The sequence below is a fragment of the uncultured Lutibacter sp. genome, assembly GCF_937891065.1.
In the GTDB taxonomy this organism is placed as follows: Bacteria; Bacteroidota; Bacteroidia; order Flavobacteriales; family Flavobacteriaceae; genus Lutibacter.
The window spans coordinates 48,113-65,953 of sequence record NZ_CALAEQ010000099.1; the positions used below are offsets into that span (position 1 = coordinate 48,113).

The following is a 17,841-nucleotide window of genomic DNA, read 5'->3' on the forward strand; positions in this document are numbered from 1 at the left end:
TAACTTAAAAATTAGCTTTTTTAAGTACACACATTTATTTTTATAATCTATTTTTACTTTACCCTTTTCAAGAATATCAGCCCCAATAATTCCATCAACAGCTTTAGCTTTATACTCTATTAACGCAGTATTTATGTAGGTTAAATCCAACAATACTAAACTGAACTTTTCATAATTCCAATCTTTAAATTTAAAAAGAATGCTATTTAATCTGATGTAGTAGTTATTTCGATTAAATTCAACGTTTTTTAAAAAGAAAATAGCCAGCAATTAAAAACAAACCAACAATTAAAAACCACATAAAATTAAAGTTTTTATTTTGATGTGAACTAACTTCGCCAATGTATATAAAACTAGCCCAATAATATGGTGATTTTTTACTGACTGAAATAGATTCATTATTTAAATAAGATAATTTGGCCGTATGCAAAGCTTCAGATTTATTTCCTGTTTTCTTATAATTTTTATAAAATTCAGACATTAATTCCTCGGTAGATTTATCATTTACTTTCCATAAAGAAACTAGTAAATTTTTTACGCCGGCGTAAGAAAAACCACGAGCTAAACTCATTGCGCCTTCACCCTTTCTTAAAGTGCCTAAACCAGTTTCACAGGCACTTAAAACTAATAAATCTGTTTTGAAATTATACCCATAAATTTCAGGTAAATATAATGTTTCATTATAAAATTCAATAGCAGGTGGTGTATAATAATTTCCTGAAGTTGCATGAGTTGATAAATGAATAATAGAATAATTTTTAGCTAGTTGATTAAATGCTTTTTTTGTTGCTTTTTGCTTTAATAAAAATGCTCCATCAATACTATTTTCAATACTATTTGCTTCTTGCAATGTGTAATTAAGTTCTGATAAATCACGATAATTTTTTTCGAAAACAGGGAAAAAGCCTATAAAATTTTCTTTTCCCTTTCCTACAACTTTAGAATCCTGTATTAAAATTGATGCTGAATAAGCATAACTTATATTGCTTTTTTTGAGTAAATATGGTAAATTTTCAAAGTTAGTGATTGCCGTTTTTTCAGTAATTAAAGCATCAAAAGGAAGAAATGAAAATAAACCGTCAGGAACTATAATTGTGTTTTTACTTAGCTCTTTTGAGAATAAATTTTTATACAATTGAAATCCTAATGAAGTATATTTAGTAACATTATTTTGTAAATCACTTCCTCTACTATTAGCAAACAAATTTAAAAACTCTGAAATTTGAGTATTAAATTCATCTTCTTTTACAATCTTATCTAATTTAGGTGCTATTCCTTTTGAAATTGAAAAGACATAAACATTTTCTTTTCCATCAAAAAATTCAATTAATTGTTCGTTTTTTCTTAATAGTTTTTCTTCAATGGTTTTGAATGAAATTAAACTATCATTTTTCACAGTTAAGGTTGGATATTTTGCATTAATTTCCTGTTTTAACAATTGCAACTCATTAAAAACAATTGCACGTTTATTTGTTAAATCTGCTAATAAATGTATCGATGCTTTTTCTCCTTTTAATTCTTCAATAGTAATCCTTTTATTAAGTTGTGATTTATTAAACAGCAACTGATTTTCAATCACAAATAAACTATCATTTTTAATTTTAGACTTTTGAAAAGCAGTTTCTTTTGCTTCTAATAACACAACCGATTTGGATTGTTCAGCAAACTGAAATGCCTTTTCAATCCAATTTATATTATTAGTTTGTTGATATAATTCGTAACACAAATCAATACAATTTTCACTTCTATTTCTATTTTCTTGTTGTTGAATTAATTTCGAATTCTGACTTAAAAAAGAGGCTCTTAACTCATCTTCAACTTTAAAAGCTAATTCGAAATTTTTTAGTGCATTTTCAAAATCATTTTGTTGAATAAACAATAATGCTCTCCCGTCCAAAGCTTCTTTTAATGTGTTTTCAGGATAAAAATTAGTAGTCTCAGGATTTTCAAAAACTGATTTAGGATGGTACTTTGGAAGCAATACACTTAACGATTTCTGATAATAAATTAATCCATTTTCATATTGATTTATTTTACCATAAACTTCAGCAGTTTGATTGTAAATTTTAGCAACTTCTCTATCGTGTTCTCCAAATGCTTTTTGAGCATTTTTTAAAGCATTCTCAAATTGAACAATAGCGTTATCAAATTCTTGTATTTGAACAAGGCAATTTGCTAAAGTGACCTGGTTTTTAGTTAAAATTGAACTCTCATTATCAATATTAAATTTATTTGAAAGCTGTACGTTTTCTTTGGCTTTTTCAATATCATTTAAATACAAAAAATTGATAGCCAAATCTGAATGAATTCTAGATTTTATTTCTTTTTCCTCATTTAAATTTAATGCTAAATTCAAATAATGTATCGCCTTTAAATATTCGCCTTTGGTTCTAAAAACAACTGCTAAATTTGAATAACCTGCAATTATTTGAGTGGTATTATTTTCTTTTTGAGCTTTTTCAATCGTAATTTTTAAAATATCTTCAGCTCTATCTATATCGCCCAAACGTGTGTAATTATTAGCTAGTGGTTTTAAACAAAATTCAATAATATCAAATTGAATATCTCCTTTTTTATAAAATGAAAATGCGTTTTCATATTGAAATATAGACTGGTTTATAAACCCAAATTGCTTTAAATAAAAAGCGTAATTAATATGTAAATAAAGTTGTGCAGTTTTTTCTTTATTATTTGTTGGAGTTCGCCATAAATTAGTTGAAATCTCTTCAAATAATTTTAAATTTTTAATAGATGGATTTTTCGCATACTCATCAAGTTGGGCATAAATAAATTCAGAAAAATTATCTTGCTGTTTTAATGAATCTAACCTTACTTTAAGATGAGAGTCTGTTTTTTGTGCAACTGATATAACACTAAAAAATACTAAAAATAGAATGATAACATTTTTCAGCATTGCATCTTATATTTTCCAAATAGCATAAAAATGAAATTGAGAATGTGGTTCGTTAAAATTATAAAGATAACGCACACCAACACTCGGCCCAATTCTAGATGCTCCAATAGTAATATCTCCAAAAACACCATATTTTATATCACTTAACGATGAATTACTTTCAGTTGTTACTGTTTCATTAAGTGCCTCAATTGGGTCTCCTATAGTTTCCTTTGAGTATACAAAATAACTAGAACTTGTTGTATTATTCACTTTATTTGAGATATCAAAAGAAAGTTGTGGACCAACTCCCAAACCTATAACTCCATTTAAATTATATCGAAATGACACCGGAACTACATCAATATTTAACTTTGTAATTTCCGAATTTGTTTCATCAAATCGTATGGCGCTGTCAATTATAACACCTTGATCTAATTCAATTGGTCCAAGTTGTTGACTAGCACTTTTAAAATCACCAAATTCATGTGTAGAAATCATCAATTCAGCTTGCAAATATTTTTTATATGATTTGTAAGGTGAAATGGTTGCTCCAACAAAATAACTTTTAGAATCTTTTACATCTAGATAACTATTATACCCAGATTTTACTCCAATTGAAATACCTGGAGAAAATCGTGATGTAGAAGTATTTGTAATTATTGGTTCGTTTTTATCAAAAATAATAGCGGTTTTACTTTTAGACTTTACCTTGTGAAAATCTTTCCCAAATTTCATTGAATATTTTACAAACCCTTTAGTAGAATCTTTATCATGAACTCCTTTTTGAGCTGTTCCGGGTAAATAAATATTTTTAAACTGAAATGAAATTTGATCTTTTGTAATAATAGTATCTAAACAACTATAATTAATTTCTTCTTCCGGGCAAATTGGGCATTCAGGATACATGTCTAAAACTTCTAATGAAGATTTATCTAACATTTCAGGAATATCAACATTTAGTTTTATCAATCTAGCTGGTCCTTCTCCATCATTTTGAAAGCGAACTTTATATTTTAAACGTTTAAAACGAACTAATCTATAATTTAATCTTGTATCGTAAACAGCCATTTTATTTGGGTCATGCGAGGTTACAATTTCCATTTCTTTAGTTAGCACTTTATGAGAATCGTTACCACGTTCAGGCACGTAAATACTTCTAATTGAAATTACGGCGCTTGTATCTTTTAGCATTTCTGGGGTAGTTTTAAAGCTAAAAAACATATTTCGCTCTTCGTTGGCTTCTAAATTATCAATTGTATACATTTTCACATCATGATAATAGGCTTTCGCTTCCTCTAAGGTTAATGGTAAGTTTTGCTTTAATGTATCGGCTACAATTAACTGCTCGTCAATAAATGTAGAAACTCCTGTAGTTTTTATAAATTCATTTTTAGAAATATACCGGTTATTATCAGCTATAATTTCATTTGAAATTTCTTTTTCATTGTGATGTAATCTAACGTCAACAAGCTCGAAATTTTTAGCTTTGTATTTCTTTTCATTGAAAAAAACATAAATTTCCCCATTCGTTGGAAACTCTTTTGTATTTCCATAACTCAATACCAATTGCATTTCTTCATTTGGTACTGGATCTCTATTTGTTTGTATTCTAAAACCATTGTGAGCAGCCACTAAATAATGATTTTCGTTTTCAGAAACATCAAAGTTGGCTTCATGTATAGCAACTTCTTTAGGCCGTGTTGCTGGCGGTTTTCCATCATCATAATTATTAGTTACGGAAAGTTGAGTATTGTAATTTCCCTTCTTTTTATAAGTATGCTTTGGGTCTTTTTCAAAACTATAATTACCATCACCAAACTCCCAATAAAACGTGTAAAATGATTTTGGAGCTCCCGCAATTTGACTTAATTGGGGTGTTTCAGGATTAAATGAAATTTTATTCCCGTTTACAGTATATTCAATGGTAGCTGTTCTTGTAATTGTATCATTTTCTATGCTTTGCGCATAAAAAAAAGTTTGAAACAATATTAAAAACATTGTTAAAATGTGATTTTTCATAATTAGTAGTTTAAACAAATATAAAAAAAGCATTCTATATTATATTTTTTGTTGCAAGAGATCGATCTAGTTTTTAATAAAAAATAAACAAAACCAAAAAAAAGCTGTCTTGTTAGACAGCTTTCCCACTTGCAATTGACCTATTTCAACCGTTCAATAATTGCAATGTTTTATGGTAAATCGTTAATTAATGTTTCTAAAGCAGCTTGGGTAATTGGACTTAAGCTTGATATCACTTCAATATGATCTTCAACAATTGTTGTTCCTTGTATTGCGTAATTTAATTGTCCATCTATTTCAGCAACCATTATAATATGTACTTCTAATCCTACAGGAATTAATCCGTAATGCTCAGTAAACATTTCTAAAGTTGTATTGTAAACATCCATTCTTGCTAAAGTTGATGCTTCACCATCATATGATAAATACACTGCACAATTGTCTTGGTTAAATTCAGCTGGTACATCAATAAAAATTTCAGTTTTTGCTCCGGCATAGTTATACCATTTGTCTAAGTTTGTCCATCCAAAATCTCCTATATCATAATTATATGTTGCAAATGCACCATCTGCACCTTGTCCATCTCTAATTTGAGCATCATCTTTTTCTCCATTACCATCTTCATCAGCTTCAACCCAATCTCCATTTGTATCATCATCTCCTCTAAAAATTTGCATTCCACCTTCTAAATCAGCAAAATCAACTGGTCGACTTTGAACTCCTGCCATTTCTAACAATTCCATTTGCACATCACTTTGTAAAGCAGAAATATGAAACTCTCCTGCCGATTTTAGTGCTTCTTTATCTCCATTAGCTCTCATTCCTAACGTAGATTTATCTTTTAAAAGCATTGAAGCTTTATCGTAAATCTCAATTAATTTAACTGTTACATTTCCTGTTACTGGAGTTCCATTTAATCCGAAAGAATTTGGTTGAAAAGTTACTTGTGTTCCTTGTGTTCCTATAATTACACCACCTGCGGCAGCGTCTAAAATAAATTCTTGTGTAGCATCTGCTCTGTTATCTTCAAAACGAGCTGCTAAGGCTACACCATCTGGTTGAGGAACTAAAACCTCATCTTTGTCATTAATACAACTTGCTAAACTTGCAAGTACCATTACTCCTAATACATTTTTTAAAATTCTGTTTACAACTTTACTATTCTTTAAGTTTGTAAAATTTTGTTTTTGCGTTTTCATAATTATTAAATTTTAATTGTTTATAAATTTGTTTTACACTTACATATCAACAGGTTTTATTTTTTGTTACCCTTTTTTATGAAAAAAAAATTAAATTAGCTATCTCTAACTATTGCACATGATTCAAAAACCACACGAAGACCACATATATATAGAGGCTTTGTTAAAAAATGACAGCAGAGTACTTTCTAAGATTTATGAAAAATTTTCACATAAGATTGTTTCATATGTAAGAAATAACAATGGAAATTCTGATGATGCCCAAGATATTATTCAGGAAACACTCGTTACAATTTACCACCAGGCAAAAGAGAAAAATTTTGTACTTACTTGTCCGTTTGATGCTTATTTCTATTTATTATGTAAAAGACGTTGGTTAAATGAACTTAAAAAAAGAGGAAATAAAAGGGTAACAATTTTAGACGATACTACATCTATTACTGAAGAGCAAGAACAACAAGTTGAAGAAACTGAAATTTTTGAAAAACAAAGTCAGCTTTTTGAATCAAAATTTAAAGAATTAGGTGCAAAATGTCAAGAATTATTAAAAACCACCTTTAAAATTAAATCGATGGAGAAAGTTGCCGAAATTTTAGGTGTTACTTATGGTTATGCTCGTAAGAAGAAATCGCAATGTATGGGTAAATTAACTCAGCTTGTGAAAAATTCGAATGAATTTCATCAACTAAAAGCCTACTAAAATGAGTGAAGATAACTACATAACGTTTGATAAGTATCTAAATAATGAATTATCGGATTTAGAGTTAACATCTTTTAAAGAACAACTAAAATCCGATATAGATTTTAAGCAAGAATTTGAAATTTATAAAGCGCTAGAAGCTTCATTAAGTTCAAAATTCGAAAATGAAGAAGAAGAAAAAGCTTTGAAAACTACACTTTCAAAATTAGGTTCAAAATACCTAAAACCTGAAAACACCATTAAAAAGAAAGGTAAATTAATTTCATTATTCAGCAATAAACAATTCATGGTTGCAGCAAGTATTGCACTGTTAATTGGTTTTTTCATATTTAATAATGGTGAACCTGTTTATAGCGATTTTTCGAGCCATAATTCATTAGAATTAGTTGTGAGAAGTGATAATAGCGAAACTATTATCAAAGCTCAGGAAGCGTTTAATTCTAAAAATTATGAAGTTGCTTTAGAACAATTAACGGTTTTATCTGAAACAAATAAAAACGATGCTGAAATTGAATTGTATAAAGGAATTTGCTTTTTGGAGTTAAATAATTATGTGGAGGCCGATCAAATTTTTGATGCCATAAGCAGCGGAAAATCAACTTTTGTACATACTGCATCTTGGTATAAAGCTTTAAGTATGTTAAAACAAGAACAGTTTGAAGCTTGTAAATACGTTTTACAAACAATTCCTGAAAGTGCTGATGAATATAAACAAGCAAAAAAGTTATTAAAAAAGTTATAGTATTTTTAAAATAAATTACAATAAAATGCCATACTTATATTTGTAAATATGGCATTCTATTGTAAGTATTGATTCCTATTAAAATTGATTCCTGTCTTCTCAAAAATAACATGATTTTTTAGTAGAAAGGCAAAAAAATTAAAACAAACTGGCTTAAAAAGTCGGAATCTGATTAAAAAAAACTCTCAAAAATTAATTTTAGATGATTATACCTTTTTAAGATAGCCTGTAATTATTACTATTAATGAGATAAATGTACGAAATACAAAAAAAATTGTTGTTATTTTTAAATAAACTTCAATAATTAAGCGCATTTTATACATTAACAAGATAAGTGTTGTCATTCCCTCAGAATGTAACATTTGTCATACAATATATATTTTATTAAAAGTATATTCATCGCTTACTAAACAATTAGATTAATTATGAGAAAAAATTTATTATTATTAGTTGCTCTTGTTATGGCGACTAGTGCAAGCGCACAATTTTACGTAAGTGCAAGTGGTGGATTATCTATGGGTAGTGCAGGTATACTTATGGGTACCTCATTAAACGATACTAAAACTGAAGCTGAAAATCATTATGGTAGTTATGGTGAAGGATTAAACGCTCAATTAATGGGAGGTTACTTTTTTAATGACATGTTTGGGCTTGAATTAGGTGTAGGTTATTTACATGGTTCAGACCAAACCATTGATACATACAAAGTTAATGATGCAGGTTCTATTGCTGAATATACAGAAGGTATTGCACACGGAAGAGCTTATGGTTTAAATTTATCATTAGTTTATAAATTTAATGAAAAAATATACGGGAAAATTGGTGCTATTACTAAATTAGGTGGTAAAACCGAAGCTATATTTACAAAAACGACTTCTACTCCTTTAGGACCAATTATTGCAGAAGGAGTAACAGATTACCACGGTAGAATTCCACTAGGATTTACAGCTACTATTGGACATAAGTTTAAATTAAATGATAATTTAAATTTATTTGCTGAGCTAGAATACTTAGGAATAAATGTAACTAGAGATAATTCTGAATATCAAGAATTATTAGTTACTACTCCTGCAATCCCTGCTGGTGTAGTTGGTGCTTCTGCTGTACCATCAATGACATGGACTTTAGGTGAAGCTCCTTTAGCTCATCCAGTTTTTGGAACTATCGCTGCTCCGTCAAAAATTACTTATGTAGATAATTTAAGTACAACTAATACAGATCCTTCAAAGGCATTGTCATCTGTTGTACCTTACTCTTCATTTGGTATTAACTTTGGTATTACTTATAATTTTGGAAATAAAGAAAAGAACTAAGTTTTTTATTTAACACCAATACATAAAAAAGCCGTTTAAAATTTAATTTTAAACGGCTTTTTTATTTTAGTATATTATTTAGTTGCTAGTTAACTTAACAGCTGAATCATCAATTATTTTATTAAAATCACTTTCTAATATATTTGTTTTTAAACCTAGTAGCACATAATCGTTATCGCTTTTAACTTTCAAGACTATTTCTTTAATTGTATTTTTATGCTTCAAAAAGTACAACTGAACTTTATCTCCGTTTTGATTTATCCTAAAAATTGAAGTGTATTTTTTTTGTTTAATAAACCTCTCAAACTTTCTATCTAAAGAAGTTGAAGCATCTGAAAAAATCATTACTTTATAATGCTTTACTTTTTTAAATAAATCTTCATATTCTTTAACATCATCTTTTGGAATAAACATATTTGCAATAAAAGCAGGTGAGCTTATTGAAAATTCACAAGTCTCTTTATTTTCAACATAAAAAGAGTTAAAAGATGATTTTGTTGCGCAAGAAGTTAATATAATTGCGGCTACTAAAATTAGAAAACTATTTTTCATAATAAAGGTGTTTAATCTATGACGATTAAACACCCTTATTGTAACTTTACATTACTTATTTTTTTGCATATAACATCGGATTTGTATCCTCGTCATTATACATTTTCATTTGTTTATATACTTTTACAAACTTCTCTCCTGAAGCAAAATCGCTTAATAAATCATCTATTGCAGTAGATAAATCAACACGTTGTTCTAAAAGTACATTTAGTTTTGTTTGGCATTTTGCTCTATGATCTTCTGATGCAGATTTACGAGTTGCCTCTTCATTCATATGATAAATTTTTAAGGCTAAAATTGACAATCTATCTATTGCCCAAGCTGGTGTTTCAGAATTAATTTTAGCACCTTCTTTTACCTTAACATCTTTAAATTTATTTAAGAAATAACTATCAATAAATTCAACCATATCAGTTCTATCCTGATTTGAAGCGTCAATTTTACGCTTTAAAACAATTGCTTCAACAGGGTCTATATTTGGCAAACGAATAATATCTTCATAATGCCATTGTACCGTATCTATCCAGTTTTTTCTGTACAATAAATGCTCGAAAGTATTTTTATCAAACGGATTTTCAAATGGTTGATCAACATCATCTATAATGTGATATTTTGCGATTACTTCATCAAATAATTGATTGTATTGTTTTGCGTTCATAAGTGTTTTTCTAATATATGTAAATATTCAACTGTTTCAGTTGCTTTGTGATTTCTGTTTTCTGTTTTATCAGCTTTAAATCGTTGATAATTTGTGGTTTTTAAGCTGTATTTTCCGTACTTTAATAATATTGTACTTACTTCATTTTCAGACATTAAACCCTCATTATTGTAACTCAAAAAAATATGCTTAAAGTTAGCGTTTTTTATTAGTTCTTCAAAAGATATTTTTACTTCATTTTTTTTACAATAGGAAGACTTATAATAATCTCGTAATCCTGTTTTTCCCTTCGGAAGAAATGTGTCGTATTTAGCAATTGTATTTAATAAATGATAATTTGAACCATATTGCCGAGCATTATATGGTGGATCTAAATACAAAATATCTCCTTTAATTTTTTTTATGAGATCGTTGCTATCTTCATTAAAAATTTGGTGTGAACTCTCTGTTTTTAAAAATTTTGCAGGAACAATTAATAATGTTTTTTGAGCTGTTTTTTTTAATTGCTTTAAATATGCTCCATAAACCGAAGCTGTGTTCGCTACTTTATCAGCACTTTCAATTAATGACGCCAATAAAAAGTAATATTCATCAGCTGTTATTTCGATACTTGTTTTCCACTTCTCAATTTGCATCCGAATAGCATCAATTTTTTTTCCGTTTTCTGATGAAAAATATAATCTCTCTTCATTTCCACCTTCACAATAATTCTGAAAAATAAAACCTTCTATTCCTACTAAATTATTTAAACATTCAATTTGTTTTTCACAATTTATTGATGTGTGATTTCCAATATAATTTCTATTTAGTACATAACTATATCGTTCAACATCATTAGCAATAACTTGTTTAACTAACGGCTTAAATGTTCTACCAACAATTCCAGTACCTGCAAACAAATCACAAAACACAAGGCTTGATAAATCTGAATTCACCGTATTAATTATTGATGATTTTAAAAAGGAAGATAACTTATGTTTAGAACCTATATAATTCAAAGTTTTTATTTACGGTTTACAAATTTCTGTATCAAAATTACTTTATTGCCCAAATAATATCGGCTTTTACAATTTCATTTTTAAAATAAAAACTGTGTAATTTTGAAGTTTCAAATTTAAGTAAATATGTTGATACTATTTTTTTTAACCAACTAATTTCAGCTTTTAATTTCCAATGCTCATTTTCATTTTCATAATTTACCAACACAATAAAAAGTCGATTTTTAAAATGTTTTCGTTGTTGCTGACTTTGGTTTTTATACAACCATTCTATTATTTCATTTTTATGTGCAATTGCGTATGGAACAGATTTTTTAAATCCTTTTGGAAAAACGGTAGTTTTATGATCAAACGGGGTTTCGTTAATAAAAAAATCTGTGAATTTATTGTATGAATCGTGATGCGGATTCACCATCTCATGTTTACAAAAAAAACTTTCTACTGCTTTTGCTGACCAAAAATTAAACCACCTATTTAATGTGTAATTTTTTAAATCGTTGTATTGAAAATTGTTTTTGAATTTGGTTTCAATTTCTGACAAAAGCGAATCAAATGAGCTTATTTTATATATAAAATTAGTCTGAATATCAAACTCATCTACTTGCTTTCGTCCCCAGGAATATTCAAATTTTAATCTCTTTTTTAACTCTTTTTCAATTGTAACATCAACCATTTTAATTATAAAAATTTACGCTCAATCAAATTAATTAAACGTTCTTCATAATCTTGTTTAGCACTCCAATCGTAATCAGGTTTTACCATTTTTTTTATAAAATCCTTTGCTTCCTCTTCATTTTTAAATGAGTTTAACTGCGATAATACACGATTAAAATCTTCTTGATTATTTTCAAATAAATGCTTTACAAATGCAATCCTATCATTTAACCCCACTTGTATGTTATTTTTAAATAATGTATCATTTAAAGAACGTTGTGTATTTTCAGGTACTTCTTCAATCTTAGGATTTTCTTTAGTAACTCTTTCAAACATTTCAGTAGCAACATCTGCAGAAATAGCATCTTTAAGTTCTTCTTCTAATGAGTTTAGAACTGAAAAAACTTCTTTTTCATCATCTTTTAATATGCTGTTTTCAATATCAAGCACCCCTTCAATTTGTTCGTCTAATAACATTTCAAGCTTTTCAACATCTTCTATAACTTCAATTAAATTAGAAGACACTTCCTTTTCTTCTTCAAAAGAAGGTTCTATTTTATCAACAATTTTATTGGTGATTTCTAATGAATTAGATTCACTATTTATATACGCATCAACAAACTTCAACACCGACAATTTTTCATAAATTCCTTGTGCTTTTTCATGAAGTGCACTAATATCATCACTATTTTCCAATTGTAAAATACTGTGTGCCAGACTTACTAATTCGGCTTTTATTTTTTTGTGCATAAGTTGCTTTATTAAATCGTTTTAGATGTATTATTTTTAATAAATTTGTAAGAATTCAAAAACAGCAAATTGCCGTTTTATATGAATGACTAAACGAATGTAACAATTATTTTTATTGCATTTGTTTTGAATGTAAAAAATTACAATAACCTTTCAAGCGTGAAATTACAAAATGTTTCTTGAAAATACAGTAAATCATAACGAACAATTTGGCTGGATTGAAGTAGTTTGCGGATCCATGTTCTCTGGTAAAACAGAAGAATTAATTCGTAGGCTAAAACGAGCACAGTTTGCCAAACAAAAAATAGAAATTTTTAAACCTGCCATTGATACAAGGTACGATATAGAAATGGTTGTTTCACATGACGCTAATGAAATTAGATCTACACCAGTACCTTCATCATCAAATATTTTAATTTTAGCTGCAAATGTAGATGTTGTTGGTATTGATGAAGCTCAATTTTTTGACGATGGTATTGTTGCTGTTTGCAATGAATTAGCAAATCGTGGTGTTCGTGTTATTGTTGCTGGTTTGGATATGGATTTTAAAGGAAATCCGTTTGGCCCAATGCCTGCGCTTATGGCAACTGCAGAATATGTTACAAAAGTGCACGCGGTTTGCACAAGAACTGGAAATTTAGCTCATTATAGCCACAGAACTGCAGTTGGTGATGAACTTGTAATGCTAGGCGAAACACAAGAGTATGAACCTTTAAGTCGTGCTGCATACTACAAAGCTATTCGTGCAGAAAAAATAAAAAAGGAAGCACAAAATAACAATGGAAAATAACCACGTTACTGTTCTTGAAATAAATTTAAATGCCATTGATTTTAACTTCAATTATTTTAAATCTAAACTTCATAAAAAAACTAAAGTTTTAACTGTTATTAAAGCTTTTGGTTATGGTTGTGGTTCAATTGAAATTGCTAAATTTTTAGAATCTAAAGCAGATTATTATGCCGTTGCTTATTTAGATGAAGGTATAGCCTTAAGAAATGCCGGTATTAAAACACCTATCATTATATTACACCCTCAAAAAAACAATCTTCAAAAAATTGTTGAATACCAATTAGAACCCAATATTTATTCAATTAATTTACTAAAATCTTTTGTTGAAGATGCAAAACAATTAAAACTTCAAAATTACCCATTTCATTTAAAATTTAATACAGGTTTAAACAGATTAGGATTTTCTAATGATGAAATTTTAGAAATATCATCAACAGTAAACAATCAAAAAGAATTATTTATAAAATCTGTTTTTTCACACATTGCAGCAAGTGAAGATTTAAATGAACGTGAATTTACATTACAACAGATAAATACCTTTAATTCACTTTCTAAGGAATTAATTAGTCAGCTAAATAACAATCCGTTTAAGCACATGTTAAATACTTCAGGAATACTAAATTATGCTTCTGAAGCTCAATTTGATATGGTACGCTTAGGAATTGGGTTATATGGTTTTGGAAATGATGAAAAGGAAACCACCAACTTAAAAAATGTTGTTACTTTAAGATCAGTAATTTCTCAAATACACACTGTTCAAGAAGGTGAAACCGTTGGTTATAATAGAGCTTTTAAAGCAACTTCTACTGTGAAAACAGCTACAATTCCGATTGGGTATGCTGATGGAATTTCAACACAATTTAGTAATGGAGTTGGTTATGTTTACATAAACAACCAAAAAGCAGCCATAATTGGGAATATTTGTATGGATATGTTAATGGTAAATGTTTCTGATATTAATTGTAATGAAGGTGATGAAGTTTTAATTTATAAAAACCAACAACATATTGAAGCATTGGCGAAAGCTATAAACACAATTCCTTATGAATTATTGACATCAATCTCACAACGAGTTAAAAGAGTGTTAAAACAGTGTTAAATAAAGTGGTTTTTTTACTATCTTCGTTATACTATTAATCAATTAAAATAGCTTAAAATGGGAATGTTTAAAGAATTCAAAGATTTTGCAATGAAGGGAAACCTTGTTGATATTGCAGTAGGTTTTGTAATGGGTGCAGCTTTTAAAAGTGTTGTGACATCATTTACTGGTGGTATTGTTTCACCACTTATTGGTTTAATTTTCAATTCAAATTTCAAAGATTTAAACTGGGTTGTTAAAGATGGTGTTGCAAATGATGCTGGAGAAATGGTGGGTGAAGTTGTAGTTCTTTACGGTGATTTTTTAACAAACTTATTAGATTTTATAATTGTTGCATTTGTAATGTTTATGATTATAAAAGGAATTAATAAAACAAAGAAAAAAGAAGAACCAGCTCCTGAAGCACCAAAAGGACCTTCTCAAGAAGATTTATTAACTGAAATAAGAGATTTATTATCTAAAAAGTAAACCAAACTTTATTTAGTAAACTAAAAAGGCTCGCAATTGCGAGTCTTTTTTTATTGTTGTTTTTTTGTTTCGTAAACCACCGCTATTGTTGGGTAATTTTCACTTTGAGTAATTAAAATTAATTCGTCATTAACAGTAACATTACCTGTTTGAAGCACTTTAAAATACATTCCACTTTTAGTAGAATTCCAAAATTGTTTTAATATTTTTTGAGTCCCAAAAACCAACCCTAATTTCATACAAGGTTCTCTTGGCTTTGTAACTTCTAAAATAACTTCGCCTAATTTATACACATTCCCAACCTGAATTTTAGTTTCTTCTAAATTTGAAATGGTTAAATTTTCACCAAAAATACCATAATACCAATCTAAATTTGGGTATAATTCCTTCCAATACTGATAATGATTCTCAGAATACGCATATACTGCTTGGTCAATTCCACCGTGATATTTTCTATCTATTACAACGTCGTTTTCAACATCTTCTTTACCTAAAAAAATAGGATGATTTACTGGTTTTTTAAAAATTCCAGTTTCAATTGTTTTTCCTTTATAGTTGATAGTTTTTTTCTCTCCAATATTAACCGATACTACTTTCATTATATTTTAAATTTTGAAAGTTCATTCGCAATTTTACGATTGTCAGATAAACGAGGCACTTTATTTTGTCCTCCTAACTTCCCAATTGATTTCATATAACTGTTAAAACCACCTTTTTCAATACTAGTTATTTTTAAAGGTTGTAATATTTTTCCTACAATTAAATCGAGATAATACATATTTTGCTGTTGCATTGAAATATCAATTTTAGCTGCAAAATCTTGTAAATTTTCTGGTTCATTTTCAAACTCAATAAACCACTCATGATATGGCAACCCGCTTTGCGGTGTGATTTGTGGTGCTACAGTAAACTCTGTAATACCAATATTTGTATTGGTTGTGTTTTCATTAATTGCTTGCTCTACTTCTTTACCAATTACGTGCTCCCCAAATGCTGAAATAAAATGTTTAATACGTCCGGTAACCATAATTCTTGGTGGATTTACTGAGAAAAATTCAACAGTATCTCCAATATTATAACCCCAAAGTCCTGCATTTGTATTTAAAATAATTACATAATTCACACCAATTTTAACATCGGCTAAAGAAAGTCTTGTTGGGTTTTCCTCAAAAAATTCTTCGGAAGGAATAAATTCGTAAAACATACCATTATCTGCCAACAACATCATTCCTTTTTCCTTTTGAGAATCTTGGTATGCTATAAATCCTTCAGAAGCTGGATATAATTCAATAGTATCAACTTTTCTTCCAATTAAATCTTCAAACTTATTTCTATATGGTTCAAAATTCACACCTCCATAAACGAATAAATTAAAATTCGGAAAAACATCCCCAACTTTCTTACCCGTTCTTTCAGTTATTTTTTCGAAATACATTTGTACCCAAGATGGAATCCCACTAATTAGCGTCATATTCTCGTTGATAGTTTCATCAACAATGGCTTCAATTTTGATTTCCCAATCTTCAATACAATTAGTTTCCCAACTTGGTAATCTGTTTTTTGTTAAATATTGAGGAATATAATGTGCTGCAATTCCAGAAAGACGACCTGTTTTTACACCATTTTTATCATCCAATTCAGGGCTTCCTTGTAAAAAAATCATTTTCCCATCTACAAATGCTGTTTTTTTTGTTTCAGCAATATATAGCAATAAAGAATTACGCGCCGCACTAATGTGCATTGGCATAGATTCTTTAGTTAAAGGAATGTATTTAGCCCCTGAAGTTGTACCAGAAGTTTTAGCGAAATATAATGGTTTCCCTTTCCATAAAACATCTGATTGCCCCTCGACAACTTTTTCTACATATGGTTTTAACGCTTCATAATCACGAATAGGAACTTGTTTTTTGAAATCTTCATATGATTTTATATCACTAAAATTATGATCTTTTCCAAACGATGTGTTTTTCGCTTGAGCAATCAAATTTTTAAAAACTTTTTGTTGTACTTCTACAGCATTGTTACTTTGTTTATAAAATTTTGTTGCAATTAATTTTGCAAATGGTTTTGCTAAAGTTGATTTAATGCTCATAGTTAATCAAAATCGATATAATTAGTTGGATCTACTGGATATCCTTCATTCCACAATTCAAAATGTAAATGAGGTCCAGTACTATATTCTCCTGAGTTTCCTGCGGAAGCAATTACTTCGCCAGATTCTACTAAATCTCCCTGATGCTTATGTAAAGCACCATTATGCTTGTAAATAGAAATAAATCCACTTGAGTGTTTCACAATAATTACATTTCCAGTTTCTGCTGTCCATTCGGCAAAAATTACAGTTCCATCTGCAACACATTTCACAGGAGTGCCAATTTCTATTGCAATATCAACAGCAAAATGCTTTTTTTCATAATTAAAGCCATCTGAAATTGTTCCAACAACTGGTGCAAAAAACACAATATCAACATCTTTAGTCGCCTCATTAAAAATACTATATCTATCAGAACTTTCTATTTCTTGTCTAAATTGCAAATCCTCTAAAGAGGGTTCAAAATTCATCGAGTCTTTATCATAGTGGATAGCTTGAAAAACGGAGTCTTTATCAAATAACACTTCCGAAATTTCTCCTGTTAACAATGCTCTAACTTTTTGAATATATAAGTTATTTACCTCTAATACTTCTTGTAAAGAATCTGCTTTATATACTAATTTGGTTGCGTCTTTTTTTAATTGTATTGAAGAATAACCAGGAATATATTGTCTTAATGGTGTAAATGCAATTAAAAAAATGGTACCTACAATTAAAAGAATAGAAAATAAACTACCTAAAATAAACACATTTAATCTTGTTAATTTAAATGATAATTTTTCTTCAAAAGTATCCTCATTTAAAACTACCAAACGGTATTTATGGATTAACTTTTGTTTAAATTTCCTTTTATCTTGAGGTTTTTTTGTCATAATTCTAATTAAAACAAATATACAACGAAATTTTATTAA

17 protein-coding genes are annotated in these 17,841 nt (G+C 28.6%); 6 read left to right on the top strand and 11 right to left on the bottom strand.

Translation table 11 applies throughout. The features are described 5' to 3' along the window. Positions 1–238 precede the first annotated feature (238 nt). The 3 genes from Q0352_RS05650 to Q0352_RS05660 all read right to left on the bottom strand — a co-directional run bounded on the left by Q0352_RS05650 (position 239) and on the right by Q0352_RS05660 (position 6,114). Positions 239–2,914 carry a CHAT domain-containing protein gene (locus tag Q0352_RS05650; protein WP_299524921.1) on the bottom strand — a complete coding sequence of 892 codons (2,676 nt, stop codon included), beginning with the start codon at positions 2,912–2,914 and terminating at the stop codon, positions 239–241. Positions 2,915–2,920: 6 nt separating this feature from the next. Continuing rightward, positions 2,921–4,915, bottom strand: a complete 1,995-nt coding sequence (locus Q0352_RS05655; RefSeq protein WP_299524924.1) for a PKD domain-containing protein — start codon at positions 4,913–4,915, stop codon at positions 2,921–2,923. 170 nt (positions 4,916–5,085) lie between these two features. Next, a complete protein-coding gene (locus Q0352_RS05660) occupies positions 5,086–6,114 on the bottom strand; it encodes a hypothetical protein (protein ID WP_299524926.1) in 1,029 nt (342 codons plus the stop codon). Between the two features lie 118 nt (positions 6,115–6,232). On the opposite strand from Q0352_RS05660, the gene Q0352_RS05665 reads away from it, so the two are divergent. From Q0352_RS05665 to Q0352_RS05675, 3 genes are all read left to right on the top strand, one after another. Next, entirely contained in the window at positions 6,233–6,814 is a 582-nt protein-coding gene (locus Q0352_RS05665) for a sigma-70 family RNA polymerase sigma factor (protein ID WP_299524928.1), read from the top strand. A 1-nt stretch (position 6,815) separates the two neighbouring features. Then, on the top strand, positions 6,816–7,556 hold the full coding sequence (locus Q0352_RS05670; protein WP_299524930.1) for a hypothetical protein: 741 nt from the start codon (positions 6,816–6,818) through the stop codon (positions 7,554–7,556). A 425-nt stretch (positions 7,557–7,981) separates the two neighbouring features. Continuing rightward, positions 7,982–8,869: an outer membrane beta-barrel protein gene (locus Q0352_RS05675; RefSeq protein ID WP_299524933.1), complete on the top strand. Its 888-nt coding sequence runs from the start codon at positions 7,982–7,984 to the stop codon at positions 8,867–8,869. A gap of 78 nt (positions 8,870–8,947) precedes the next feature. On the opposite strand, the gene Q0352_RS05680 is transcribed toward Q0352_RS05675, so the two are convergent. The 5 genes from Q0352_RS05680 to Q0352_RS05700 are packed head-to-tail and all read right to left on the bottom strand — an operon-like array spanning position 8,948 to position 12,481. Next, entirely contained in the window at positions 8,948–9,421 is a 474-nt protein-coding gene (locus Q0352_RS05680) for a DUF4252 domain-containing protein (RefSeq protein ID WP_299524936.1), read from the bottom strand. 55 nt (positions 9,422–9,476) lie between these two features. Next, on the bottom strand, positions 9,477–10,079 hold the full coding sequence (locus Q0352_RS05685; protein WP_299524939.1) for a DUF4254 domain-containing protein: 603 nt from the start codon (positions 10,077–10,079) through the stop codon (positions 9,477–9,479). Continuing rightward, positions 10,076–11,077, bottom strand: a complete 1,002-nt coding sequence (locus Q0352_RS05690) for a DNA adenine methylase (protein WP_299524942.1) — start codon at positions 11,075–11,077, stop codon at positions 10,076–10,078. The genes Q0352_RS05685 and Q0352_RS05690 overlap by 4 nt, the downstream gene beginning before the upstream one ends. 37 nt (positions 11,078–11,114) lie before the next feature. Then, positions 11,115–11,750, bottom strand: coding sequence for a hypothetical protein (locus tag Q0352_RS05695; protein ID WP_299524945.1), 636 nt, complete (start codon positions 11,748–11,750; stop codon positions 11,115–11,117). A 5-nt stretch (positions 11,751–11,755) separates the two neighbouring features. Next, on the bottom strand, positions 11,756–12,481 hold the full coding sequence (locus Q0352_RS05700) for a hypothetical protein (protein WP_299524948.1): 726 nt from the start codon (positions 12,479–12,481) through the stop codon (positions 11,756–11,758). Positions 12,482–12,653: 172 nt separating this feature from the next. Between Q0352_RS05700 and Q0352_RS05705 the strand changes: the two genes are divergently transcribed. From Q0352_RS05705 to mscL, 3 genes are all read left to right on the top strand, one after another. Further along, positions 12,654–13,271, top strand: a complete 618-nt coding sequence (locus Q0352_RS05705; RefSeq protein ID WP_299524951.1) for a thymidine kinase — start codon at positions 12,654–12,656, stop codon at positions 13,269–13,271. Continuing rightward, a complete protein-coding gene (alr, locus tag Q0352_RS05710; protein ID WP_299524954.1) occupies positions 13,261–14,370 on the top strand; it encodes an alanine racemase in 1,110 nt (369 codons plus the stop codon). Before Q0352_RS05705 ends, alr begins: the two co-directional genes overlap by 11 nt. Before the next feature lie 63 nt (positions 14,371–14,433). Further along, positions 14,434–14,838 (top strand): large-conductance mechanosensitive channel protein MscL, encoded by a 405-nt coding sequence (gene mscL / locus Q0352_RS05715; RefSeq protein WP_299525015.1) that lies wholly within the window; start codon positions 14,434–14,436, stop codon positions 14,836–14,838. A 50-nt stretch (positions 14,839–14,888) separates the two neighbouring features. Here the strand turns inward: mscL and Q0352_RS05720 are convergent, their stop codons facing one another. From Q0352_RS05720 to Q0352_RS05730, 3 genes are read right to left on the bottom strand one after another with little or no spacing between them, the layout of a single operon-like run. Next, complete coding sequence (locus Q0352_RS05720; protein WP_299524957.1) at positions 14,889–15,437, bottom strand: MOSC domain-containing protein; 549 nt, start codon at positions 15,435–15,437, stop codon at positions 14,889–14,891. Beyond that, positions 15,437–16,930 (bottom strand): GH3 auxin-responsive promoter family protein, encoded by a 1,494-nt coding sequence (locus tag Q0352_RS05725; RefSeq protein WP_299524960.1) that lies wholly within the window; start codon positions 16,928–16,930, stop codon positions 15,437–15,439. Before Q0352_RS05725 ends, Q0352_RS05720 begins: the two co-directional genes overlap by 1 nt. A 2-nt stretch (positions 16,931–16,932) precedes the next feature. After that, entirely contained in the window at positions 16,933–17,802 is an 870-nt protein-coding gene (locus tag Q0352_RS05730; protein WP_299524963.1) for a M23 family metallopeptidase, read from the bottom strand. Positions 17,803–17,841: the final 39 nt, after the last annotated feature.